At 46.2% G+C, this 24,995-nt stretch carries 17 protein-coding genes; 15 read left to right on the top strand and 2 right to left on the bottom strand.

Features of this window, described 5'->3' with window-relative positions; all coding sequences use genetic code 11:
• Positions 1-91: 91 nt before the first annotated feature.
• On the bottom strand, positions 92-970 hold the full coding sequence (locus tag MKY23_RS10695) for an AraC family transcriptional regulator (protein WP_154983918.1): 879 nt from the start codon (positions 968-970) through the stop codon (positions 92-94).
• A 194-nt stretch (positions 971-1,164) separates the two neighbouring features.
• Between MKY23_RS10695 and MKY23_RS10700 the strand changes: the two genes are divergently transcribed.
• Both MKY23_RS10700 and MKY23_RS10705 read left to right on the top strand, forming a co-directional pair.
• Complete coding sequence (locus MKY23_RS10700; RefSeq protein WP_154983917.1) at positions 1,165-2,682, top strand: tagaturonate reductase; 1,518 nt, start codon at positions 1,165-1,167, stop codon at positions 2,680-2,682.
• Complete coding sequence (locus tag MKY23_RS10705; protein WP_186812282.1) at positions 2,679-4,193, top strand: altronate dehydratase family protein; 1,515 nt, start codon at positions 2,679-2,681, stop codon at positions 4,191-4,193. Before MKY23_RS10700 ends, MKY23_RS10705 begins: the two co-directional genes overlap by 4 nt.
• Before the next feature lie 130 nt (positions 4,194-4,323).
• On the opposite strand, the gene MKY23_RS10710 is transcribed toward MKY23_RS10705, so the two are convergent.
• Entirely contained in the window at positions 4,324-6,354 is a 2,031-nt protein-coding gene (locus tag MKY23_RS10710) for a beta-galactosidase (protein WP_339837872.1), read from the bottom strand.
• Between the two features lie 125 nt (positions 6,355-6,479).
• Here MKY23_RS10710 and MKY23_RS10715 point away from each other — a divergent pair, with 125 nt between their 5' ends.
• From MKY23_RS10715 to MKY23_RS10775, 13 genes are all read left to right on the top strand, one after another.
• On the top strand, positions 6,480-7,313 hold the full coding sequence (locus MKY23_RS10715; RefSeq protein WP_339837875.1) for an AraC family transcriptional regulator: 834 nt from the start codon (positions 6,480-6,482) through the stop codon (positions 7,311-7,313).
• Positions 7,314-7,449: 136 nt separating this feature from the next.
• The gene (locus MKY23_RS10720) at positions 7,450-8,238 is read left to right on the top strand and encodes an alpha/beta hydrolase (protein ID WP_154886419.1); all 789 of its coding nucleotides are present in this window, start codon (positions 7,450-7,452) and stop codon (positions 8,236-8,238) included.
• A 72-nt stretch (positions 8,239-8,310) separates the two neighbouring features.
• Positions 8,311-8,970 carry an SGNH/GDSL hydrolase family protein gene (locus MKY23_RS10725; RefSeq protein WP_090923924.1) on the top strand — a complete coding sequence of 220 codons (660 nt, stop codon included), beginning with the start codon at positions 8,311-8,313 and terminating at the stop codon, positions 8,968-8,970.
• A gap of 14 nt (positions 8,971-8,984) precedes the next feature.
• The gene (locus MKY23_RS10730; protein WP_339837882.1) at positions 8,985-9,866 is read left to right on the top strand and encodes an SMP-30/gluconolactonase/LRE family protein; all 882 of its coding nucleotides are present in this window, start codon (positions 8,985-8,987) and stop codon (positions 9,864-9,866) included.
• Positions 9,867-10,201: 335 nt separating this feature from the next.
• Positions 10,202-13,276 (top strand): X2-like carbohydrate binding domain-containing protein, encoded by a 3,075-nt coding sequence (locus MKY23_RS10735; protein WP_339837885.1) that lies wholly within the window; start codon positions 10,202-10,204, stop codon positions 13,274-13,276.
• Positions 13,277-13,552: 276 nt separating this feature from the next.
• Positions 13,553-15,088 (top strand): response regulator transcription factor, encoded by a 1,536-nt coding sequence (locus MKY23_RS10740; RefSeq protein WP_221790620.1) that lies wholly within the window; start codon positions 13,553-13,555, stop codon positions 15,086-15,088.
• A gap of 24 nt (positions 15,089-15,112) precedes the next feature.
• Complete coding sequence (locus MKY23_RS10745; RefSeq protein WP_090923920.1) at positions 15,113-16,882, top strand: sensor histidine kinase; 1,770 nt, start codon at positions 15,113-15,115, stop codon at positions 16,880-16,882.
• A 333-nt stretch (positions 16,883-17,215) separates the two neighbouring features.
• Positions 17,216-18,511, top strand: a complete 1,296-nt coding sequence (locus MKY23_RS10750) for an extracellular solute-binding protein (RefSeq protein ID WP_221790618.1) — start codon at positions 17,216-17,218, stop codon at positions 18,509-18,511.
• 130 nt (positions 18,512-18,641) lie between these two features.
• On the top strand, positions 18,642-19,541 hold the full coding sequence (locus tag MKY23_RS10755; protein WP_090923919.1) for a sugar ABC transporter permease: 900 nt from the start codon (positions 18,642-18,644) through the stop codon (positions 19,539-19,541).
• A complete protein-coding gene (locus MKY23_RS10760) occupies positions 19,534-20,364 on the top strand; it encodes a carbohydrate ABC transporter permease (protein WP_090923918.1) in 831 nt (276 codons plus the stop codon). The genes MKY23_RS10755 and MKY23_RS10760 overlap by 8 nt, the downstream gene beginning before the upstream one ends.
• Before the next feature lie 133 nt (positions 20,365-20,497).
• Positions 20,498-23,548 (top strand): glycoside hydrolase family 2 TIM barrel-domain containing protein, encoded by a 3,051-nt coding sequence (locus tag MKY23_RS10765; RefSeq protein WP_339837892.1) that lies wholly within the window; start codon positions 20,498-20,500, stop codon positions 23,546-23,548.
• 197 nt (positions 23,549-23,745) lie between these two features.
• Positions 23,746-24,051, top strand: coding sequence for a hypothetical protein (locus MKY23_RS10770; RefSeq protein WP_090923916.1), 306 nt, complete (start codon positions 23,746-23,748; stop codon positions 24,049-24,051).
• A gap of 430 nt (positions 24,052-24,481) precedes the next feature.
• Positions 24,482-24,916 carry a hypothetical protein gene (locus tag MKY23_RS10775; protein WP_221790610.1) on the top strand — a complete coding sequence of 145 codons (435 nt, stop codon included), beginning with the start codon at positions 24,482-24,484 and terminating at the stop codon, positions 24,914-24,916.
• Positions 24,917-24,995 lie beyond the last annotated feature (79 nt).

Raw genomic sequence — 24,995 nt, forward strand, 5'->3', positions numbered from 1 at the left:
AGTAACAATATAATCGTGTTGCGCAAACCTTGAATATCATACCATATCCTCTCTTGGAATAATATGTGTGTGCATATCTCCGTTTCACATCCTAGCGATGTTGTACCATCGTTCTGCGATATGCAGCCGGTGTCGTGCCCGTCAGTTTCTTGAACTGTCTGTAAAAATGAGGCAAACTATCAAATCCGCAAGCATCTGCGACAGCAGCCATCGTTTCATCCCCATTCAGAAGATGCTCCTTCGCCATAATAACTCTGCGAGCGAGTACATAATCCGTTAGCGTCATTCCGGTGTATCGCTTGAATGCCCGGCTAAGATGAGCAGGAGACACGGCAGCTTGTTGTGCAAGTTCAGGTAAAGTCAATCGATTGCGCAGTTTAAGATCAATGTCAGACAGAATGGAGGACAGCCATGACGGTGTAGGTAGTGATGTTGTAGCATGGGCAGGACCGGTAGCTGAATCCAGACGTTCAAGGAAAATAAGCAAGAGCTGCAGTCGGAGCAGTGCGGCGTGAGAACTCAGATGATGATCGGAACGGAACTCGGCATGAATATCATCAATGAAGGCAGACACTTGTGCCTGCTCGGCACGGTTTAGATGCCTTTTGTATATTCGCCGTTTGCGACAGCGTTCAAATGGGTGTAGCAAGGAGGAGGACATGCCTCCGGCGGTTGAAGCCAGTAACCCCGGACTGAAGAACAGTGCAGAAGAGGTAACCGGATTACCTGCATCAGGCAATGCACGGTGCACGGTACTGCCTGGAATAAGAAATAAATCTCCCTCCTGCATATCTTCGAGACCTGCATCGATAAAAATACTTCCCTGTCCCCTATAGACATATATAATTTCATGCCAGTCGTGCAGATGATCCGGTAATTCATTTTGTGGAGATTTCGTATCACTATAGACAAGGCGGAACGGTATGCCCGATTCGGTCTGAATGGTGGTGCGAACTGGTGAATGTTCCATTGGGACTCCTTTGGGAGACAAATGTCTCAGATAAGATGTCAATTCTGATCAAAAAACAGTATATTTAACGCAATATAAGCAATTTAATTTCCTTTTATTGATGATACAATGAATTTAAAGCGTTTACAATAAAAGGATGCCAGCATATGCTGTTCGCATTCTGAGTTCGCAAATAATCGGTGAGGTGAGTGTCCATGTCTGCAAGCACAAAGCGGCCAAGATTGAAGATGCATCTGCTCGGCAATGATAGTCAGCGCAAATGCAAAGAAATGATTGAACGTCCCGTCAAAGTTTTGCAGATCGGGGAAGGTAATTTTTTACGGGGATTCGCAGACTGGATGCTTCATGAGAGTGCTCGGCAAGGCAAATTTCACGGCTCTGTAGCCGTGACACAGCCTCGGCCTGGGGGCAAGGCCAAGCTGGAGCAGATTCGTGATCAGGATGGATTATATACAATGATTACGCGTGGTCTCTCTGAAGGAAAACGTGTGGAACGTACGGAAATGGTCTCTGTCTTCTCCCAATTTATTAATCCATACGAGGAGTGGCAGACGTTTCTGGAACTTGCGGAGCTGCCATCGCTGGAATTTGTAATCTCGAATACGACAGAATCCGGCTTGAAATATATCCAATCAGACTATATCCAAGGAGAGCCCGTTCAATCTTTTCCTGGTAAATTGACGGTTTTCTTGCATCAAAGATATGTACGTTTTGCTGGAGATCCATCGAGAGGACTCATTCACCTGCCATGTGAATTGCTGGAGGGCAATGGTGATGTTCTGCGAGAATGCGTGCTCCGTCATAGTGAAGATTTCGGATTCTCGGACAGCTTCCGCTCTTGGATCGAACATCACAATCAATTCCTGAACAATCTGGTAGATCGTATTGTGACGGGTGCGCCAACTCAGGAAGAGGCAGATGCACTCACGGAACGCTGGGGTTATGAGGATCAACTGATTAATACGGCAGAGCCTTATCATTTCTGGGCGATTCAAGGCGAGGAGTCGCTGGACAAGCGCCTTCCATTGAAACAAGCAGGGCTCAATGTGCACTGGGTTAAAGATTTGAAGCCATATCAGCTTCGGAAAGTGCGCATCCTGAACGGCTCACACACCCTGATGTCTTCTCTGGGCTTGCTTCGTGGTAAACAACATGTAAGAGAAACCATGGAAGATCCGCAGTTTAGTTCCTGGATTAGGCAAGCGGTGCTTGAAGAGATTGTGCCTGCTATGGATATGCCTGAGCTGGGATTGGAGCCATATGCGGAAGAAGTCTTTGAACGTTTCTTAAATCCATATATTGATCACAAGTTGCAGGACATTGCACTGAATACGGCCGGTAAATTCAAAGTACGTGTACTGCCAACCCTGCTCGCCTATGAACAGAGTCAGGGAAGCTGGCCTGAGCGGTTAATACAAGGTTTTGCCGGATTCCTCTATTTATATCGCCCATTGCAGACGCAAGAGGGCTACAGAGCGCAGCTTTTGAGCGGAGAAACGATTCCACTAAGAGATGACCCTGATGTACTGGCAGCTTTGGCTACTCATTGGGAAGGTTACGATCACTTGACCAGTGGAACGGCTGAATTGGAGAAGAGGGTTGCTGCGGTTCTCTCCGATGAAGTGATCTGGGGAGAGAATCTGGATGCAAAAGAAGGATTGCGAGCAGCACTCGTACATGAAATCAGTAAACTGGAAGGTGAAGTGAAATGAGTACAACAAGCACAATCAACGACTGGATTGCGATCCAGCCTCAGGACGATGTCATCATAGCACTTCGCGATTATGTGAAGGGAGAGCGTATCGATCTGCCGGATGGTCACTCGTTCACACTGCAAGATGATGTACCTAAAGGGCACAAAATCGCTGTGCATGATCTTGCACAGGGAGCAGATGTGATGAAATATGGTTTTTCCATCGGCATCGCCCAGGAAGCAATTGCACAGGGGAGCTGGATACACAGCCATAACTTGAAGACAGGTCTGCATGGTTTGCTTGAATATGAATATCAGCCAGGACAACCGATGACGATAGACATGCCTCCGGAACATTTGCGAACATTCGATGGGTATTTGCGTCCGAACGGGGAAGCGGGAATCCGCAATGAAATCTGGATCGTCAATACCGTTGGATGCATTAACAAGGTGTGTGAAGCTCTTGCACGGATGGGGCAGTCCCAATTTGGCCGTCGGGTGGACGGTGTGTTTCATTTTCCGCATCCTTTCGGCTGTTCACAGCTGGGGGACGACCTCAAATATACTCAACAGTTGCTGGCCTCACTGGTCGAGCATCCAAACGCTGGTGGTGTGCTGGTCATTGGTTTAGGTTGTGAGAATAACCAGGTGGATCAGTTCCGTGAGTGCATCGCACCGGAGTATCGGGAGAAGGTACGTTTCCTCAAAGCGCAAGAGACCGACGATGAGTTGGAAGAAGGATTGCGTTTAATGGAAGAGCTGGTTGAGATTGCTGAGCAAGAGAAACGTCAGCCTCTGCCACTGAGCAAACTGAAAATTGGATTGAAATGCGGAGGCTCGGATGGCTTATCCGGCATTACAGCGAATCCGCTCGTAGGCGCTGTTGCGGATCTGCTCGTTGCTGCGGGTGGAACAGCGATTCTGACTGAGGTTCCGGAGATGTTTGGAGCGGAAACCATTCTGATGAACCGTGCAACAGATGAGCATGTCTTCAACGATTTGGTAGACCTTGTGAATGGTTTCAAGCAATATTTCGTGAATCATGGTCAAAATATCTACGAAAATCCTTCGCCGGGTAACAAAGCAGGCGGAATTACAACACTCGAAGAAAAATCACTCGGATGTACGCAAAAGGGAGGCCGCTCCTCGGTTGTCGATGTGCTCCGTTACGGTAAACGGGTGACCAAAACGGGTCTAAACATTGTAGAGGCACCCGGCAATGACCTCGTTTCCGTGACAGCTTTATCTGCGGCAGGAGCACATATCGTGCTGTTTACGACAGGACGCGGCACACCGTTTGGCGGTCCCGTACCTACGGTCAAAATTGCAACGCAATCGGACCTGGCGAACCGTAAAAAGCACTGGATTGATTTTAATGCCGGTCAGCTGCTTGAAGGACAGACGATGGAACAAGTCAAAGAACAATTATTCAGTCAGATTATTGATATTGCTTCAGGACGTGCGCAGACTCTTAGCGAACAGCATGGTTTCCGGGAGATCGCGATCTTCAAAGACGGAGTTATTCTCTAACCTCATCTACGTGTTGCAAAATAAAACAAGACAACAATCCGGCGAGTTGTAATAAACTGCCGGATTGTTTTTTTATTTTCTTTTCGAAGTCTTATGCACGCGTAGCGGTGCAACAATATAGATTATACCGCTACGTTGTGCGTTCTAAAATGTGCACGCCGCGGGCTTCAATGCTAATCTCTCCAGTGTATTCCTTGCCTGTTAACAACTCACGGACCCTTGAATCACCGAGATCATATGACTGCGGGGAAGCATTGTGGTTCATGACAAAAAGATAAGTTAACCCGTCTTTCGTACGTGCGCTTACCTCTACACCTTGCGGGGTTTCGAGCAAAGGTTTAATATTTTTTTCGGCCGCAAGCTCTGCGAGTAAACCTTCGAGGAAAATGTTTTCCGGATCAGTGGCGACGTACCAGGCTTGCCCTTGACCAAAGGTATTACATGTAAGTGCAGGCATGCCTTGATAGAAGTCTTCACCGTACTCGGCAATCACTTCTGCACCTTCACTGTGAAGGAGGTCGCACAACATACCGCATTCGTATACGCCTTCAAGTGCGCCCCATGTTTCCTTCAGAACGATGCTATTCTTCTGTTCGGGTAAGAGAGCATCAATCTCTTCGACCCAGATGCCAAGCAGGTTTCGAAGCTCACCGGGGTAACCACCAGTGGTCACGAGATCATGCTCGTTAACAATTCCGCTAAAGAAGGTGGTCAGGAAGGTACCGCCGGCCGCAACGAACTGCTCCAATTTTGCAGCAAAGCCTGGTTTGACCATATAAAGCACAGGCGCAAGAAGCAGATCGTATGAGCTGATATCGCTGTCTACACTTATAATGTCCACTTGAATGTTGCGGTGGAAAAATGCCGCGTAGTATTTGTGAATTTGCTCGACGTATTTCAGAGCCACCGTTGGCCCGCTTGATTTTTCAATTGCCCACCAGTTATCCCAATCGAATACAATCGCTACCTTGGACTGAACTCTGGCATCAAGCGTGGTGTCGCCGAGGATCTGCAGTTCCTTGCCGAGCTGTGCGACCTCTCTGAACACCCTTGTGTTTTCATGTCCTGCATGTTCAATGACGGCACCATGGTACTTCTCGCATGCACCGATGGAACGGCGAAGCTGGAAGAACATCACGGTATCCGCGCCGTGTGCGACTGACTGATAACTCCATAGACGCATGACACCAGGGCGTTTCAGTGAGTTATACGGTTGCCAGTTCTGCTGACTGGGTGTCTGTTCCATTAGCATAAATGGCTGACCGTCTTTGAGACCGCGCATGAGATCATGAGCCATGGCGGTATAGCTGATTGGTGTCGCAAGACCGGGATAACTGTCCCAGGACACGATATCCATATATTTAGCCCATTTGAAATAGTCGATCTGTTTGAAAAAGCCCATCAAATTCGTTGTGACGACAGAATCGGGAATATGCTTTTTAATGGCATTGTACTCCAGCAGATAACATTCGAGCATGCTGTCCGAGTTAAAACGGGAGTAGTCCAGTGAGATGCCTTGGAAAGATGAACTGTTGTGACCCCAATGTTCACTCAGATTGCTTGGAAGCACAATCTCGTCCCAATCATAGAACGTATGGCCCCAGAAGTTGGTGTTCCATGCTTTATTGACCTGTTCTATGGTTTTATAACGTTTCTTGAGATATACGCGGAATGCTTTTTCGCAGTTTTCACAATAACAATCCCCGCCATATTCATTGGAAATATGCCAGACAAGGACTGCGGGATGATCTTTGTATCGCTCGGCCATTTTGTCTGCGATGATTTCGGAGTACTTCCGGTAGGTCGGACTGTTCGGGCAGGAGTTATGCCGTCCGCCAAATTTCCGTTTGCGTCCGTCCGCGTCTACGCGCAGGACATCGGGATAATTTTTGGCCATCCATGCTGGGTGCGCGGCGGTACTTGTGGCAAGACAGATATAAACCCCATTTTCGTACAAACGATCAATCAATTGATCCAGATATTCAAAATTATACGTCACCTCGTCAGGCTGAATTAGTGCCCAGGAAAAAACGTTAATCGTGGCCATATCAATGCCCGCCAGTTTAAACATGCGGAGGTCTTCCAGGTGGGTCTCATGATCCCATTGTTCAGGATTGTAATCGCCTCCATAAAACATTTTGGGTAATTTGCTGCTGATCAATGTGCTCACCTCTTGTATAAGAATAATCCTATACTATATGATACATATGACTTTTAAAATATAATAAAAGTGATGATGCATATAAGAATATGGAACTGGATTCTATTGTATTTAAGGAGGTTACCATGCTCATCTCACCGGGGCATCAGCGTTTTTTTATGACACCGCGGGATCAGCCGCTCCCACTATATATCGAGAGTATAGGCTATAACGGAAATCAGGAAAAAGTCTCCAGAACTGCGGGTTATCCGTATTATCACTGGCTGCAAACGGTCAAGGGAGCAGGAGAGTTCAAGCTGTCAGGGACTTCAGCAATTGTTGGCGAAAGCTCGGGTATTTTACTTCCCCCAAACCTGCCTCATGAATATGCTCGTGTTCAAAACGAGTGGGAGACCATTTATATTACATTTGGTGGTTCGCAGTGTGCCGCCATCGTAGATTCACTTGGGTTGGGTGAGGCCGATATTCGCCAGTGGGAAACAGATAGTCCACTAAACGATTATGGTCAGCATGTGCTGAGTTCGATCGGGAGTGATCAGGATTTATCCGGATTGGAAGCCTCGGCGGACATGTATCGTTTCTTGATTTTGCTGAAAAAACACGGAATGACCGGCAATCGCTCTTCCATCTCCCAAGCTGTAGCAAGGCTTGCTCCGCTGCTTGCCTTTATGGAGGAACATTACGGCGACCCGGACATCGGGTTAGAACAAATGGCATGCATTATCGGAATCTCATCCAGGCATATGAATACGCTGTTTAAACAATCCTTCGGCATAACGGCCTACAGTTACTTCATTTTGCTTCGCATACGTAAAGCCAAAGAAATGCTGACGGGCAGTATGGAACTTACGATCAAGGAGACTGCGGCACGGGCCGGGTTCCGGGATGCCAGTCATTTTGTTGCCACATTTCGCCGGATTGAAGGGGCCACACCTGAACAGTTTCGCAACTTGTACTAATTACGCCAAGGTTGAACAAAAAGATCAGAAGGGTATTGATGCTTCTTCCTGTTGCCGTTATGATGGTATCGAATCCTAGAATCGAAAACGATTAAACGAATCTATTCCATATACATGAGAGAGGATGAGTCCGATCATGAGTTCAATTATTCCTTTGTGGGAGCAGGCGGCCCCATACGCGGCTACAGGCCATGAAGACGAAATGCCACATCTGATTCCTTTTATTCAACCGGGTTCCGAGAGCGCTGTCATTGTATGTCCAGGGGGCGGTTATGGCCATCTCGCTGACCATGAGGGTGCGCCCGTTGCTGAGTTGCTCAATCGAGCTGGCATTAGTGCTTTTGTGCTCAAATATCGAGTAGCACCGCACAGTCATCCGGCGCCTCTGGCGGATGGGCAACGTGCAATCCGTTATGTAAGAGCTCACGCGGAACACTACGGGATCAACCCGTCCAAAATTGCAGTACTTGGCTTTTCGGCAGGTGGCCATCTCACAGCAACATTGGGTACGCAGTACGATGATGGACAACCGGGCCATGAGGATCCGATTGAACAGGTAAGCTCTAGGCCGGACCGTGTCATTCTCTGTTATCCGGTTATCACAATGGAGTCTTATGGACATGAAGGCTCGCGTATCAACTTGCTAGGCGAGGATGCAACCGAAGAACAGGTTCAAGCGTTCAGTGCAGAGCGACAGGTTAGAGCAGATGCTCCTGAAGCATTTATTTGGCATACGAGTGATGACCAGGCTGTACCCGTGGAGAACAGTTTACGGTATGCTTTGGCTTTGGGTGCACATGGGATTCCATATGATCTTCACATCTTTGAAAAAGGTCCACATGGTTTAGGACTGGCGGAGCATGATGCTACGGTTCGAGTGTGGTCTGATCTATGTCTCACTTGGCTTAAAAATCAAGGTTGGTGACGTCGGCAACGGCACAAACTCTATTTTGCCAGTGAACTAACCGATCAATATCCAGCAAAGGAGAACAACGCCATGAAATTGCAAAAGAATGACAGACTTCTTTTTATCGGGGATTCCATTACCGATTGCGGACGAGCACATCCTGTAGGTGAAGGAAGTTCAGGGCTGGGACATGGGTATGTGGCACAGGTGTATGCTTTATTGCGGTCCATTTATCCCGAACTGATGCTGAGATTGCAGAATGTGGGTAATAGTGGGAATACCGTTCGTGACTTGAAGCAACGCTGGCAACAGGATGTACTTGATCTGAAACCGGACTGGCTCACAATTATGATCGGTATTAACGATGTGTGGCGGCAGTTCGATCACCCACTGGCTGACTCACAGGTGTTTCTGGAGGAATACGAGGCAACATTGCGTGAACTGGTCGCATCCGTGCGCCCGAATCTGAAAGGGCTTGTGCTTATGACCCCGTATTATCTGGAAGCGAACCCGGAAGATCCGATGCGGGCGACGATGGACATCTACGGAGAAGCGGTTCGCAGAGTAGCATCGGAATATGACGCGTTGTTTGTAGATACGCAGGCAGCATTTGCGCCACTGTGGGATCATTTTTATACATCGGTTCTCACACATGATCGAGTACACCCGGATGCTACGGGTCACATGGTACTTAGCAAAGCTTTTCTAGATGCGATTGGATTTGAATGGACGAGAAATACGAAATCCTAAGAAGGAGCGATAATATGAGTCATGTAACTGTAGTTGTGGATACACCAGCACAATTGGGAGAAGGACCAAGCTGGGATGCGGAAAATAGTCGTTTGTTATGGGTAGATATTGAAGGGTTTAAAGTACATGCATACCATCCCGAGACAGGTGAGGATCAGGCTTATGATGTGGGTGAACATGTCGGAGCGGTGGTGCCCTATCGTGGGGATGAAGTGATCGTTGCACTCCGAAGCGGCTTCTATACATATCATCTGCTCACGGGTGAGAAGCAAGCGATCGCGGACCCTGAGCAAGACAAATCTACCAATCGGTTCAATGATGGAAAATGTGATGCATACGGACGTTTTTGGGCCGGTACGATGAGCCTGAACAACGAACAAAAGGCTGGATCATTATATTGTCTGGAGGAAGGGAAGCCTGCACGCAATATGGTGCAGCAAGTATCCACCTCCAACGGTCTGGGTTGGAGCCCGAATCGTGAGTTCATGTATTACATCGATACGCCGACACGTTCCGTGGATCGTTTTGATTTTGATCTGGCTTCGGGTACGATCTCCAATCGGACGAGTATCATCTCAGTGCCGGAAGACATGGGATTCCCGGATGGCATGACTGTGGATGCGGAAGGTATGCTGTGGGTTGCCCATTGGGGTGGAGGAAGAGTCACCCGCTGGAACCCGGAGACAGGGGAACTGTTACAGCAGATCGAAGTGCATGCAGATCAGGTGACTTCCTGTTGTTTTGGCGGCCCGGATCTCGAAGATTTATATATTACTACTGCACGTATAGGAATTAAGGAAGAGCGCTTGCAGGAAACGCCGCAAGCAGGTGCATTATTTGTCGTTAAGCCGGGTGTTAAAGGGCAGGAAACACATGTCTACGGACGAAAAGCGTAAGCAAAGTGAGCAGGAAAAATCATAGTGGATTTAAAGATGCTGTGTGAACAGCATCTTTTTTTATTTTACCAGAGGATTACAATTTTTTTTGAAAAGTGGATATTTACACAGAGGGGAAAAACGTTTTCTATCGAATGTTATTATTGAAAGAATTATCCATTTTGCGGTGGTGTTCGAAAGATTTTTGTAAGCGCTTAACCGCAAAGTGAAGGGAGGTGGTTCTCCTCTAAGGGAGAAGGTATGGATTCGTCTGATACGCCATCATCAGCAGGTGAGACAGCGGGGATAGACCGAATTGCCAAAATGTACAAATGCGAAAAGGAGGAGTAGTTGAGATGAAAAGGTGGATGAGCAAGTTACGAATCCTGAGTTTAAGTGTAGCTATTGTTACAGCTTCACTGGGTGGTCTGGGGATGGCAGGAACTTCAGAGGCTGCGTCGAGTGAGGCCTACGAATGGAAAAGCGTCGTTACTGGCGGAGGCGGAGGTTTTATACCCGGCATTATCTTTAATGAATCTGAAAAGGACTTGATCTATGCGCGCACTGATATAGGTGGAGCTTATCGCTGGAATCCGGTGGATAGTAGCTGGACTCCGCTTACTGACTTTGTAGGCTGGGACGACTGGAACAATAACGGGGTAGATGCACTCGCCTCCGACCCTGTTGATCCAGATCGGGTGTACATGGCTGTAGGGACGTATACGAACTCATGGGTGAAGGACAACGGATATATCTTCCGTTCCACTGATCGCGGAGATACGTGGGAGAAAACCGAGCTAACCTTCAAGGTAGGGGGAAACATGCCCGGACGTTCCATGGGTGAGCGTCTGGTTGTGGACCCGAATGATAACAGCATATTGTATTTCGGAGCCCGCAGTGGCAACGGATTATGGAAAAGTACAGATTCTGGAGTAACCTGGAGTGAAGTAACCAGTTTTCCGAATCCGGGTAACTATGTTGAGAACCCTGCTAATGAATACACAAGTGACATTATAGGTCTCGCCTGGATTACTTTTGATGAAACAAGCGGCTCTGCGGGACAGGCTTCACAAACCATTTATGTCGGCGTAGCTGATAAAAGTGAAAGCATCTATCGCAGTACCGACGGCGGCTTGACCTGGACTGCTGTTCCCGGACAACCTACGGGTTATCTGCCTCATCATGGGAAAATGGACGTAGATGGAAGTTTGTATATTACCTACAGTAATGGTGCGGGACCCTACGACGGAACGAAAGGGGATGTCTGGAAGCTAAACACAGCAACCGGAGTATGGAAGAACATCAGCCCAGTTCCGAGCAGCAGTTCGGATAACTATTATGGTTATGGCGGCTTGGCTATTGATGCACAGGAGCCTGGAACGATAATGGTCGCAACGCTGAATTCCTGGTGGCCTGATGCTATTCTGTTCCGTAGTAAAGATGGTGGAGATACCTGGACACGAATATGGGACTTTGAAGGGTATCCTGACCGAAAATTCAGATATACGCAGGATATTTCCGCGGCGCCTTGGTTAACCTTCGGTGTGAATCCTGCACCGCCGGAAATTTCGCCTAAGCTGGGCTGGATGATTGCTGCTCTGGAGATTGATCCGTTTGATTCCGACCGATTGATGTATGGAACGGGGGCAACCATATACGGAACCAACAATCTGACGGATTGGGACGAGGATAAGAAAATTAACATTTCCGTTATGGCCAAAGGCATTGAAGAAACCAATGTCATGGATTTGATTAGCCCGCCAAGCGGAGCGAATCTGCTTAGTGCACTCGGTGATGTTGCCGGGTTCCGTCATGATGATCTCACCAAAGCTCCAGCAACGATGTTTACGAATCCGAATTATCCTTCAACAGAGAGTATTGATTTTGCCGAATTGAGCCCAAACACCATGGTACGGGTGGGGAAAGCAGATTACACGGTTGATCCCAATGCGAGATCCATTGGATTATCCAGCGACGGAGGAAAAACGTGGTACAAAGCAAGTGCAGAGCCGTCAGGTACTGCCGGAGGCGGAACTGTTGCCATCTCGGCGACAGGCAACCGTCTGGTCTGGAGCACATCGGATCGCGGGGTATTCCACTCTGTAGGCGGTAATTCCTGGACGGCAAGTACAGGCATACCAGCAGGCGCCAAAGTCATTTCCGACAGAGTTAACCCGAGCAAGTTTTATGGCTTCGCTGCAGGGAAAATTTACGTCAGTGTTAATGGTGGAGCATCGTTCACTGTATCTCCAGCTACTGGGCTTCCTGCCTCAGGTAATTCAGACCTCGATGCTGTGCCAGGTGTGGAAGGAGAACTGTGGTTTGCTGGGGGCAATGAAGAAGAAGGGCCCTACGGCTTGTGGCACTCAACAGATTCTGGAGCGACCTTTACGAAGCTCGCCAATGTAGAAGAAGCGGACAGCATTGGTTTTGGTAAAGCAGCTCCTGGGCAAAGTGTTGTCGCTTTGTATGCCGTTGCACAGATTGATGGGACTCGCGGATTTTTCCGTTCTGATGATGGTGGCACGAACTGGGTGCGAATTAACGATGATCAGCATCAGTACGCCCGTGTGACCACAATTACAGGTGACCCACGTATTTATGGCAGAGTATATCTAGGTACCAACGGACGCGGAATACTCTATGCGGACCCGGTTAATGGCAATGGGGGCACACCTACAGTACCTAATTCGACCATCACCCCGGTAACGGCTCAATTTGATCTGAATGTGGATCATCAGGCCAATATTCCTGTCACGTTAACACTTAATGGCAATACACTGACCTCTATTCGGAACGGAAACGCGATACTTGTAGCCGGAACCGACTATACCGTTGCGGGTAATCAGGTTGTGCTGTCCAAAAATTATTTAGCCACATTGTCTAAAGGTGCAGCTGTGTTAACTTTTCAGTTCAGTGCAGGCAACCCTGCGGTGCTGAACCTGACCGTTAAGGATACAACTGTGGTCATCCCAGGTGGAACAATTCGTATCGAGATGTACAATGGAACAACGGCAGCTACGGGCAGTTCCATCACTCCCAAATTTAGACTGACCAATACCGGTACAACTCCACTCCATCTGTCCGATGTGAAAATTCGATATTACTATACGATTGACGGTAGTCAGCCTCAAAATTTCTTCTGCGATTGGGCTGCTGTGGGAAGTGCCAATGTTACCGGTACGTTCAGTTCCATTAATCCTGCGTTGCCAGGAGCGGATCATGTGTTAGAGGTTGGATTCAAGGCAACTGCGGGAATGTTAAACGCAGGACAGAGCACGGAAATCCAGACTCGCTTTTCCAAAGACAATTGGACCAATTACACTCAAACGGATGATTACTCCTTTGAAGGAACGCATACCTCTTATGCTGACTGGTCCAAAGTAACTGGATATGTTGCGGGTCAACTTGAATGGGGAATGGAGCCGTAACATTCGGTTCATGATTGAATTGAGAAAATAATAATGAACAAGAGGTCTCAAAATGCCTGAGTAGGTCGTGGCGTTTTTGGGACTTCTTGTTTTGTCGAAATATAGTGTAAACTATAAGTAGTTACTATTGCTTAAACATAGGATTTAAGATATAACAATATGTACGATTATTATAATGTTCATGTAACCGCTAACAAGAACAACTTCAATAACCAACATATAGAGGGTTAAACGGTATAGATATAGAGTGATAGAAGAGACAGGGGGGTCGCGATCATGAACCGGTTGTGCAAGGTGCTGATTGTTGACGATGAATTTCTGGTTAGACAGGGTATTAAGCACCACATGAACTGGGAAGCAGAAGGATTTAATATTGTAGGGGAAGCATCCAATGGCGAAGAAGGTCTGCAACAGGTGGAGTTGTTAAAACCGGATATCGTCATTACCGACATCGTGATGCCTGTTATGGACGGTGAAACTTTTGTTCGTACACTCAAAGCGGGTTACCCGCATATTGAGGTCATTGTGCTGAGCAGTTTCAGTGAATTCGAATATGTTCGATCTACATTGCAGCATGGAGCGGCAGATTACATATTGAAGCCCAAGCTGGATACGAATGAACTTCTGGAAGTGTTAAGACGTACGGCCGGCAAAATACCAGAGCTTCAATACGAGCCATCCCATGATGGCTGGCGGCTTGGTCAATTAATGGAGAAAATGTTATCCGGATTCACGCTGGACGAAGACAACGAAATGCCTGTTATTCGGGAAAACTTCCCGTTAGGCGCTTTTCGCTTGCTCGCATTTCAGATTACTGAAAGTAGTTTGAAAAATCAGGATCAGATTGAAGCTGAGGTTCGAAAACGCTTGCCTGAGATTGAATGTGCTATTTTACCAGCAGAAAGCCGATTGTCTGTTATGTTGCTGAACATGAAACCTGAGCAAGATGAAGCTACGGTTGAGCAGATCAGGGAATGGGCAGCGGAAGCAGGGGCAGGACAGAATGCTCCGGTGTGGGTGCTTAGTGAGAGATTTCTTTCTTTTGAAAAGATGGGAGACATCTATCGCGAGCGTTTGCTTAAATTAATGGAGTTTTGCTTCTATTATACGAATCGTGCAATTCTGATTGATGGCGAGCTTCCGCCAATGCATCCTGCAGGGTATCAATTCAACGTCAATATGTTTTTGCAACATGTAAAACGCAATCGGGTGGAGACAGCCAAAGAATATTTGCATGAACATGCCGCGACACTTGGGAGAGATTATATTGCTGATGTATTCGAGATCAAATCATTTCTGGGTAACTTGATCTTCAATGTCACGATTACCCTGGCAGATATGGATGTGCAGTCAGCGGGGCTTGAAGAGAGTAAATATACGTATTTTAAAAATGTGGATGGAGCCTCGACGCTTACCGAAGTGATGCTGGTTCTGGAACAATTCATGACGGAGGTTCAGGAATGTGTTTCCGGTTCAGGAGGCAAACGAAGTGATCCGAATATGACCATGTTGCTGGATTACATGCATGCGCACTATGACCAGCCCTTGGGGCTGTCCGAAGTGGCCAAACATTTTCATTTTAACCCGTCGTATCTATCCAGTTACTTCTCGTCACATAAAAAAGAAGGATTTAATGAATATCTGAACAAGATTCGCATTGAGAAAGCGGAGGAATTGCTACGATCGGATGATGTCACGATATCTGAAATTAGCAGTATGGTGGGGTATTCAGATCACAGTTACTTCTGTAAAGTGTTCAAAAAATTCACAGGACTATCTCCAAGTCGCTATCGGCGTAAATTTTGGGCTTAATATAGAAATGGATGAGATTACTTCATGAAAAAGTGGAAAAATGGCTTGTCGCGTCTCGGATTATTCCCCAAGCTAATTCTGGTTATGGTTGTCAGTATAGTCCTGGTGTCAGTGCTTATATTGTGGACAACAATTCATATGTCAACCAATCTGTTTACTGAAACGTTCAGCATCACGAATTCGAAGGTGCTGAGCCAGATCAAAACGAATTTTGATGCGTTTAACGACTCCATCGCTGCGGTGACGAACAATGTGGCCCAAAGTGGGGCTATTCGAGGGTTTCTATCGGATGGGGATGGGGATTCGGTTACCATGTCCAAATCGTACTACAGTATGCGGGAAACGATGAAGCGGGTTCAGTCCATCATTGAGTTTTATGAAGTGGGTATTACGATTGCGGGGGTAAATGGACGAAGTTTTTCGACCAACCCCTCATACATCCAGAAAACAGCCGACGAATTAAAACAGGATCAGATCACAAAGGCAGCGACCGAGTCACCGAGTCGTCTGATCTTCGATGACTACCAAGCCCAGACCAAAGAGGGCACATTGCGAATGATCTCTGCAACCAAAGCGCTGACGGATCGAACGCGAAGCAAAATCTATGGTACGGTTTATATCACGATGAGGGAAGAGTCATTCCGTCAGTTCTACGCCAATTTTACAAGCCGGGGCAATGATGTCGTCATTATGAATGAAAAAGGGGAGATCGTATCCTCTAACCGGGAAGACTGGATTGGCACGACTCAATCTGAACTGTTATCATATGCCGAAACCATAAATGAAACGGCACCCAAAAACATCAATGCGCGAGTCATGGGGCAGGATAGCATCATATTATCTGAATATTTACCATTTTACCGTTTGTATATGGTAAACATCGTGGATAAGGAATCTGCGATGGGACAGCTCATTGATATGAAGACGGTCGCATTGATCTGTGCTGCGATTGTGTTTGCGGCTCTGTTGCTGGTATTCCTGATTACGAGTCAGATGACGAAGTCGCTACGCAGACTGGTCAAACAGATGTCCAACATTACGAAGAGTGATCTGGATAACTATATCCCGATCAGCGGCAGTTATGAGAGCAGGCAGTTAGGTCATGCGTACAATTACATGCTAGATGAATTGCATGATTACGTGGATCAGCTTGTACAGACGCAACGGGAACAACGTAATGCTGAGCTTGCGGCGCTTCAGAGCCAGATTAATCCTCATTTTCTGTATAACACCCTGGCTTCTGTCAAAGTTCTGGTACAGCAGGGCAATAAAGATCGGGCTGCGGAAACGATTAATGCGCTAATTGGTTTGTTGCAAAATACGATTAGCGATGTCAGAGAGACGGTAACAGTAGAGCAAGAGGTCGAGAACCTGAAAAATTATGTCTTCATCAACCATGTGCGTTATGGCGGACGGATCAAAGCGGCCTTTTACGTAGCTCCGGACTGCACACACTATCAGGTTCCCAAGCTGGTGATTCAGCCTTTTATCGAAAATGCCTTCTTCCATGGGTTTATCAAAAAAGAAACGGGCACGATTCATGTGATGGTTTCCCGCGCGGGAGAATCATTAGTGTGTGAGATCATGGATAATGGAGATGGTATTGCAGGACTTAATGTAGAAGGAGCACTACCCAATCCGAAAAATAATCGTCAACTGTTCAGTGGCATAGGTATCCGAAACGTGCATGATCGAATTGAGTTGTTGTACGGCTCGCCTTATGGTGTGACGATTATGAGCAACGTTGGCGAGGGGACAAGAGTCACTGTAACGTTGCCGTTGATTACGAGTTGAAAAAGATAACAAAAAGTCTCAAAATACAACAACCCTTCATTTCTGATCCCCGGAGATGAGGGGTTTTTCATATGCAAAATCACGGACTCACTGCATATTTGTAAAATTTTCAGCTCAAAATAGTACAAAATCAAAAGAAAGTACAAAAAACCAAATTAAGTGCAACCGTTTTCTGTAAAGGTTTTCATTGTGGCAATAAGAAGACAAATCTGCACAAAATTTTTACTAACGAATGGAGAAATGGGAATGATAAGATGAATACATCGGAAGCAACCGCTTTCAGAAAACGCAAACAAATTTACAAACAAAGAGGTCGAAGGGGAGTTGAATGTTTTGAAAAAAATGTGGGTATTGATGCTCGTAACCGTATTGCTGTTGTCCGCATGTTCATCCGGCGGTGGAGGTAAAGAAGCTGCTAGCGGTGGTGGCGAGAAAGCAAAAGAAATTACGATCTGGGCTTGGGATAAAGCATTTAACGTTGCTGCTCTGGAGCAAGCTAAAGCCATTTATCAAAAAGAAAACCCGGATCTGAAAATCAACATCATTGAGAATGCTCAAGATGCGATCATTCAAAAGCTGAACACTGGATTGAACTCCGGAACAAGCAGCGGTCTGCCAAACGTAGTTCTGATTGAAGACTATCGTGCACAAAGCTTCTTGAGCGCTTATCCAGATGCGTTCAAAGATTTGTCTTCCACAATCAAAGCATCCGACTTTGCAGAGTATAAAATTGGACCAACTTCTTATGAAGGTAAACAATACGGTATTCCGTTTGACTCCGGCGTAGCTGGTTTGTACTACAGAACAGACTTGCTTGAGGAAGCAGGCTACAAAGCTGCTGACCTGCAAGATATCACGTGGGATGATTACATCAAAATCGGTGAAGCTGTAAAAGCAAAAACAGGTAAAGAGCTTCTGTCTCTTGACCCGAACGACCTGGGTATCATCCGTATGATGATCCAAACTGCAGGTAAATGGTACACAGCTGAAGATGGTAAAACACCTGATCTGAACAACAACCCTGCATTGAAAGAAGCGTTCGAAACATACAAAAAAATGATGGATGCTAACATTGTTAAATTGCATTCCGACTGGAGCCAATTCGTTGCCAATGCCAATAACGGTGCTGTAGCAACAATTCCTACAGGTAACTGGTTCTCACCATCCGTTCGTCAAGAAGCTTCCCAATCCGGTAAATGGGCTGTAGCTCCAATGCCGAAAATGGCTGGTCAAGCAAACTCTGTACATGCATCCAACTTGGGTGGTAGCTCTTGGTACATCATGAATGATGTTCCTGGTGCAGATCAAGCGGCTGACTTTATGGCTAAAACTTTTGGTTCCGACAAAGAGTTGTATCAAGAATTGTTGACTAAAATCGGTGCAATCGGTACGTACACACCGGCTGTTGATGGTGATGCATACAACAAACCAGACGAGTTCTTCGGAGGTCAAAAAATCTTCGCTGATTTCGCTAACTGGACTAAAGAAATTCCAAAAGTAAACTATGGTAGCAACACTTATGCAATCGAAGATATCTTGGTTGTTGAAATGCAAGCATACCTGAACGGTAAATCAATCGATGACGTTCTGAATGATGCACAAAAACAAGCTGAGGCACAATTAAACTAATATCCCAAGGTAACTTATAGAACCTAGGAAACAACGGAGCCGTCTCCCTTGTCTGGCGCAAGTCGAGCTGGACATGGCGAGAGGCTCTGTAGGTTCTAACCATGTTGCATGGAGAGAGAGGAGCCATACTGTGAAAGCCATAAATACAGGAGACAGTCTCCAAAAGAAAAATAATTTGACTGGATGGGCTTTTGTTTTGCTGGCTGTTGTCGGAATCGTAGCATTCTACTTCTATCCGATGATTCAAGCGCTGCTCTTATCATTCAAGTCAGGCAAAGGTGCCAACCTTGAGTTTTCGGGCCTAGCGAACTACAAAAGATTGCTCGTTGATACCACGTTCCGTACGGCATTATCAAACACGTTCATTTACTTAATCATTCAAGTACCTTTAATGATCATTCTCGGTTTGTTCATTTCCGTATTGCTGAATGACAGCACACTGCGTTTCCGGAGCTTTTTCCGTACTGCAATTTTCTTGCCTTGTGTAACTTCACTTGTTGCTTACTCGGTTGTATTCAAGTATTTGTTTGCACCGGATGGTATGGTGAACCAAGCTTTGCTGGGTTTACACATTATCGGCACACCAATTCAATGGATTACCGACCCGTTCTGGGCTAAAATTACGATCATAATCGCCGTTACTTGGCGTTGGACCGGATATAACATGATTTTCTATCTGTCATCCTTGCAAAACATCGATCAATCGATCTATGAAGCAGCGAAGATTGACGGAGCCAATGCTTTCACTCAATTTTTCAAGATTACTGTACCATTGCTCAAACCGATCATTCTCTTTACGTCCATTACATCAACGATTGGTACATTGCAAATCTTTGATGAAATTATGAATATTACCAAAGGTGGTCCAGGTAACGCGACCATGTCGATCTCACAATACATCTACAACCTTTCGTTCAAATATTCACCGGACTTCGGTTATGCAGCAACCGTTTCGTATTCCATCGTAATTCTGATCATTATTTTGTCCATCATCCAGTTCAAAGTGGCAGGTGATAATAAAAATGGCTAATTCAAAAGCAAAACGCATTTTCACATATGTTTTCCTGTCCCTCGTCGCTTTTATTTCCATCTTCCCATTTTTCTGGATGATCGTCAGCGCTACAAACAAATCAGTAGACGTAACTAGAGGCACGTTGCTGCCGGGCTCCGCTTTGATTGAAAACATCAACAAATTGCTCGACACTACGAATCTGATTCAGGCACTGAGCAACTCAGCGATTATCTCCATCGTGTCAACCATTCTTGCTCTCTTGATTGGTTCCATGGCGGGTTACGGGTTTGAAGTATTTCGGACGAAATCACGCGATATCGTGTTTAACATCCTGCTCATGTCGATGATGATCCCGTTTGCAGCGATTATGATTCCGCTCTATCGGATGTTTGCAACCATTTCTAGTGCAGCACCGGCAATCGGTATTAATACAATGGCTTCGGTTATTATCCCGACCATCACAACAGCGTTCCTGATCTTCTTCTTCCGTCAGAACACCAAAATGTTCCCGAAAGATTTGCTGGAAGCAGGTCGGATTGACGGTCTGAGCGAGCTGGGTATTTTCTTGAAAATCTACATGCCTACGATGAAAACAACATACGCAGCAGCAGCGATCATTACATTCATGAGCAGCTGGAACAACTATCTATGGCCACTCATCGTATTGCAAACGCCAGATCAGCAAACCATTCCGCTCCTGATCTCCAACTTGGGCGCAGGTTATGCTCCAGATTACGGCGTTATTATGACAGCAGTTGTTATTGCAACACTTCCAACTGCACTGGTGTTCTTCATCATGCAAAAACACTTTGTTGCAGGTATGGTTGGTTCCGTAAAATAAGCATAAGTGCATATCACGTCCAACTGGACGAATGCAGGAAAGAAGGGAGGACGCCTGTACAGGCGTACCTCTATCTTTTTTGTATAGATGCAAATTCATCACGAAATTCGTACTACAGAGGGAGAGAGAGCCGATGAAAGCAACAAAGGCAGATATCAACTGGTTAGGTGACGTAAGTGTATTTGAGGTAAACCGTCTTCATGCTTATTCCGATCACCGCTATTATCAAACGATGGAAGAAGCTGTGGCTTCCGCTGAGATGGCACTTCGTTACGATCTGAATGGAACATGGAAATTCAACTACTCAATCCGTCCGGATTGCCGTCCTGAACTATTTTATACATCCGAGTACTCCAGCGAAGGCTGGGATGATATTGAAGTACCGGGACATATCCAGCTTCAAGGTTACGGACAGATTCAATATGTGAACACGCAATATCCATGGGATGGATTGAATGAACTCCGTCCGCCAGCTCTGCCGCAGGATAAAAACGCGGTGGGTAGTTACATTCGCACATTCCATCTGCCAGCAGGCTGGGAAGCGAATCCGGTATACATTTCGTTCCAAGGTGTGGAATCCGCATTTTATGTATGGTTGAACGGACAATTCGTAGGGTACGGAGAAGATAGTTTCACACCATCTGACTTTGACCTGACACCGTTCCTTCAAGATGGAGAGAACAAACTGGCGGTTGAAGTATACCAACGCAGCACAGGTAGCTGGTTAGAGGATCAGGACTTCTGGCGTTTCTCCGGTATCTTCAGAGATGTATATCTGTACACAGTTCCGGCTGCACATATCCGTGATGTTCATGTTCGTACCGATTTGGATGCTTCATATACAAACGGTACATTGGAACTCGATCTGAAACTGGAAGGAAAAGCGGCAACAGGTGCACGGATCGAAGCCGAGCTTCTGGACAAGAACGGAAATACAGTCAAAAGTTTTGGCGGTAATGTAGTCGATAATGGGCTGGTACAACTGCGTGAAGAAATTGGCCAAGTTAACCTCTGGAGTGCAGAGATTCCGTATCTGTATCGTCTGTACATCCGTGTATATGATGCAGCAGGCAACCTTGTGGAAGTTGTTCCTCAAGCCGTCGGTTTCCGTAAATTCGAAATGATCGACAAAGTGATGCACATTAATGGCAAGCGTATTGTGTTCAAAGGCGTAAACCGTCACGAGTTCAACCCGCGCCGTGGTCGTGCTGTAACGAAGGAAGACATGCTGTGGGACGTGCGTACGATCAAACAAAACAATATGAATGCTGTTCGTACATCACATTATCCGAACCAAAGTTTGTGGTATGAGCTCTGCGATGAGTACGGACTCTATGTGATTGATGAGATGAACCTGGAAACACACGGTTCCTGGCAAAAGCTTGGGGCTGTTGAGCCTTCATGGGTAATCCCTGGCGATAAGCCGGAATGGCATGATATTGTTATGGATCGTGCAATTTCGATGGTAGAGCGTGACAAAAACCATCCGTCCATTCTGATCTGGTCTTGTGGTAACGAGTCCCATGGTGGTGAAGTGATCTACAAAGTATCACAATACTTCAAATCGGCAGATCCAACACGTATGGTTCATTACGAAGGTGTGTTCCACGACCGCCGTTTCAATGACACAAGTGACATGGAATCCCGGATGTATGCAAAACCGGCTGACATCGAGGAATTCCTGAACGATAACCCGACCAAACCATATATCAGCTGTGAGTATATGCATGCGATGGGTAACTCCATTGGCGGTATGCATAAATACACAGAACTTGAAGATAAGTACCCGATGTATCAAGGTGGATTCATCTGGGATTACATCGATCAATCGATCTACAAAAAAGACCGTTACGGTAAAGAGTATCTGGCTTACGGCGGGGACTTCGGGGATCGTCCATCAGACTATTCGTTCTGTGGCAACGGGATTGTGCACGCAGATCGTAAAGTGACAGCTAAAATGCAGGAGGTTAAATTCCTGTATCAAAACATTAAACTGTTCCCAAGCCGTGACGGCGTTAAAATCGTAAACCAGAACCTGTTCGCAGATACTTCCGCGTATGAACTGGTGTACAGCCTGGAGCGTGAAGGAAATGAAGTATTGCGCGGTACACTGGATGTAAATGTTGCTGCGGAAAGTGAAACTGTGATAGAACTTCCTTTGAATGCAAAGGCTCTTGAAGGTGGCGAATATGCTGTTAACGTGGCGTTTGTACTGAAAGAAGCAACGCTGTGGGGTGACAAAGGTGACGAAGTCGCGTTTGGCCAGTTTATTTTCACACAAGAAGGTAGCCAAGCGGCTGTTGTAACGGATAAAAACGTTGTGAGCGATATTCAGGTGGTTGAAGGTGACGTAAACATTGGTGTTCGCGTTGGTCAAACGCATGCGTTGTTCTCCAAGCAGTTTGGAACACTCGTTTCCCTGAAATTCTCCGGTCGTGAAACGATTGCGATTCCACCTGCACCACTGTTCTGGCGTGCAACGACAGACAATGATAAGGGTACAGCAATGGGCTTCGAGCTTGGTGCATGGTATGCTGCCAGCCTGTTGCCACGTTCTGTAGAATGGAAACATGAACAAAAATCGGATCAGTACCGGATTGAGTTCACCTATAAATTGAACATCTCGGCCGATGTAGAGGTGAAAGTGATCTATACTGTGCTTGCTGATGGAAGTGTACATGTGCATAACACGTACAAAGGTACCGAAGGATTGCCAAACTTGCCGATCCACGCACTGTCGTTCAGAACGTCTCCGGATTATGAGAACGTGGAATGGCTGGCAATGGGACCAGAGGAAAACTATTCGGATCGCGCATTTGGCGCTCGTCTGGGTATCCATGGTAGTAAGGTTGCAGATACGATGGCTCCATATCTTGTACCACAAGAGTCGGGTAACCGTACAGGGGTACGCTGGGCTAAGTTGACGGACAATGCAGGACGTGGTTTCAAAATCGAAGCTTCCGGTGCACCGGTTGAATTGAATGTGTCACCATATACAGCGTTTGAACTGGAGAATGCGCAGCATGTGTATGAGTTGCCACCAGTGCATTACACTGTCGTTACGGTAGCCGGTAAACAAATGGGTGTTGGCGGTGACGATAGCTGGGGCGCTCCGGTACATCCGGAATATCAAATTCCTTCCAATGGTGAACTGAGCTTTGAATTCGTTATTCGTTCACTGTAAAAGGGAAGTATACGGTAAGAACAACAAGTGATGTTGCCACCCGTGTCAATGCAGTGGTAACTTGAATTGAAGCGTGATTATATCAGAGGCAGAGGTTCCCTTGGATGGGGGCCTCTGTTTTTTTGCTTTCCCTTATTGAAACCGTTCTCGCTTCATTCTCGTAGAGTACTGCACAAAGATACTGAGGAGGGGACAGGATGAGCAGAAAAGCAAAAACAGGGGTATGGGTGACAGTGATCGCCGTTCTGGGCATCATTGTTGGATCATTTATATGGTATTTTAATACGGCTTCAGGTGAACGTGCACTCAAAACGATGAGATCAAATAATGCTGGCGGTTTGGAACGTGTAGTTAAGGTATATAGTAATTCGGGTGAGCTGATTCAGACTTACGAAGGCAAGATTGACGTACAGGATACGGAGTATGGCAACAAAGTACTGTTTGACCTGAACGGGAAACGGGTTGTGATCTACAATGCTACGATTGTGACGGAAGAGAAGTGAAGAGAAGTGAAGTGACAGGTACTCTGGTGATCCATAGTACGTAGATAGATCAGGAGACATAATTCTACTTCTGTAGTAAAATTAAGGAAAAGTATGAGAGTTGAGTGATTCAGAATGATGATGTTAATCGTTGCTCTTTCCTTGCTGGGTATGGTTGCTTTCTATAGCTTAATTGCTTACGTCTTGATTCGTTTAATATCAAAAAAGACTTTTAAAGTGACGTTAACGAAGTTGGAGATAATTGAAATCATAACTTGGCTTGCACTGATTTTTGTTGCTTTCTATGCGATCCGATCAGGATCATCTTCTATGTTCTTGCCGTCTGTCCTACTTTTTATAACGTTAATGAATATGCGAATCTCGAATCGAAAAGCAAGAGAACGTGTTAAACAAGAAGGTACTTGAGTTGTCGGGACAAGGAGGTTGTACTTTGATTCTGGACAAAACAACCGATACGTCAGGGCTGACACAAGTTGCTGACCTATCCGATGAATTGCAGCCTGTTTTCGACAAAGCCGCTGAAAAATATGCTTCGTGTGATATTGAACTGTACTTTGTGTTCCGCTGCCTTCCCGATGAATATGGGCGCAAATCAAACGTCAGACATGTGAAGGCAGAAAAGGTAATCTATTTCGATATGACGGTTAGTGAAGACCGTTATAAGACCTGGAGCAAAAGTAAACAGCGATATGCATTAAGCCGTGCGTTTTATACGTTTGTGAGTGACAAGATGAAGAAGTATAAGATAGATCATCTGGATAGGGATGCATTTATTGCAGATATGGGTGCGTGGCTTAAAGAAATTGGATGGTTGCAGACGGAAGAGGAAGCAGAGTTGAATGAGATGCAGGAGAAGTATGAGTAGAAACGGGTGAGTTCAATCATTCTTAGAGTATCCTATAAGAAATAAGTTAAGTGTCAAAATAGCAGTATATGGCCGACTG

This window comes from Paenibacillus sp. FSL R7-0272 (genome assembly GCF_037969905.1).
GTDB lineage: Bacteria > Bacillota > Bacilli > Paenibacillales > Paenibacillaceae > Paenibacillus > Paenibacillus polysaccharolyticus.

What these genes read in the sequence shown, in the direction of transcription:
- MKY23_RS10695 (WP_154983918.1), bottom strand. Translation starts at nt 970, where the DNA reads ATGGAACATTCACCAGTTCGCACCACCATTCAGACCGAATCGGGCATA.
- MKY23_RS10700 (WP_154983917.1), top strand. Translation starts at nt 1,165, where the DNA reads ATGTCTGCAAGCACAAAGCGGCCAAGATTGAAGATGCATCTGCTCGGC.
- MKY23_RS10705 (WP_186812282.1), top strand. Translation starts at nt 2,679, where the DNA reads ATGAGTACAACAAGCACAATCAACGACTGGATTGCGATCCAGCCTCAG.
- MKY23_RS10715 (WP_339837875.1), top strand. Translation starts at nt 6,480, where the DNA reads ATGCTCATCTCACCGGGGCATCAGCGTTTTTTTATGACACCGCGGGAT.
- MKY23_RS10720 (WP_154886419.1), top strand. Translation starts at nt 7,450, where the DNA reads ATGAGTTCAATTATTCCTTTGTGGGAGCAGGCGGCCCCATACGCGGCT.
- MKY23_RS10725 (WP_090923924.1), top strand. Translation starts at nt 8,311, where the DNA reads ATGAAATTGCAAAAGAATGACAGACTTCTTTTTATCGGGGATTCCATT.
- MKY23_RS10730 (WP_339837882.1), top strand. Translation starts at nt 8,985, where the DNA reads ATGAGTCATGTAACTGTAGTTGTGGATACACCAGCACAATTGGGAGAA.
- MKY23_RS10735 (WP_339837885.1), top strand. Translation starts at nt 10,202, where the DNA reads ATGAAAAGGTGGATGAGCAAGTTACGAATCCTGAGTTTAAGTGTAGCT.
- MKY23_RS10740 (WP_221790620.1), top strand. Translation starts at nt 13,553, where the DNA reads ATGAACCGGTTGTGCAAGGTGCTGATTGTTGACGATGAATTTCTGGTT.
- MKY23_RS10745 (WP_090923920.1), top strand. Translation starts at nt 15,113, where the DNA reads ATGAAAAAGTGGAAAAATGGCTTGTCGCGTCTCGGATTATTCCCCAAG.
- MKY23_RS10760 (WP_090923918.1), top strand. Translation starts at nt 19,534, where the DNA reads ATGGCTAATTCAAAAGCAAAACGCATTTTCACATATGTTTTCCTGTCC.
- MKY23_RS10765 (WP_339837892.1), top strand. Translation starts at nt 20,498, where the DNA reads ATGAAAGCAACAAAGGCAGATATCAACTGGTTAGGTGACGTAAGTGTA.
- MKY23_RS10770 (WP_090923916.1), top strand. Translation starts at nt 23,746, where the DNA reads ATGAGCAGAAAAGCAAAAACAGGGGTATGGGTGACAGTGATCGCCGTT.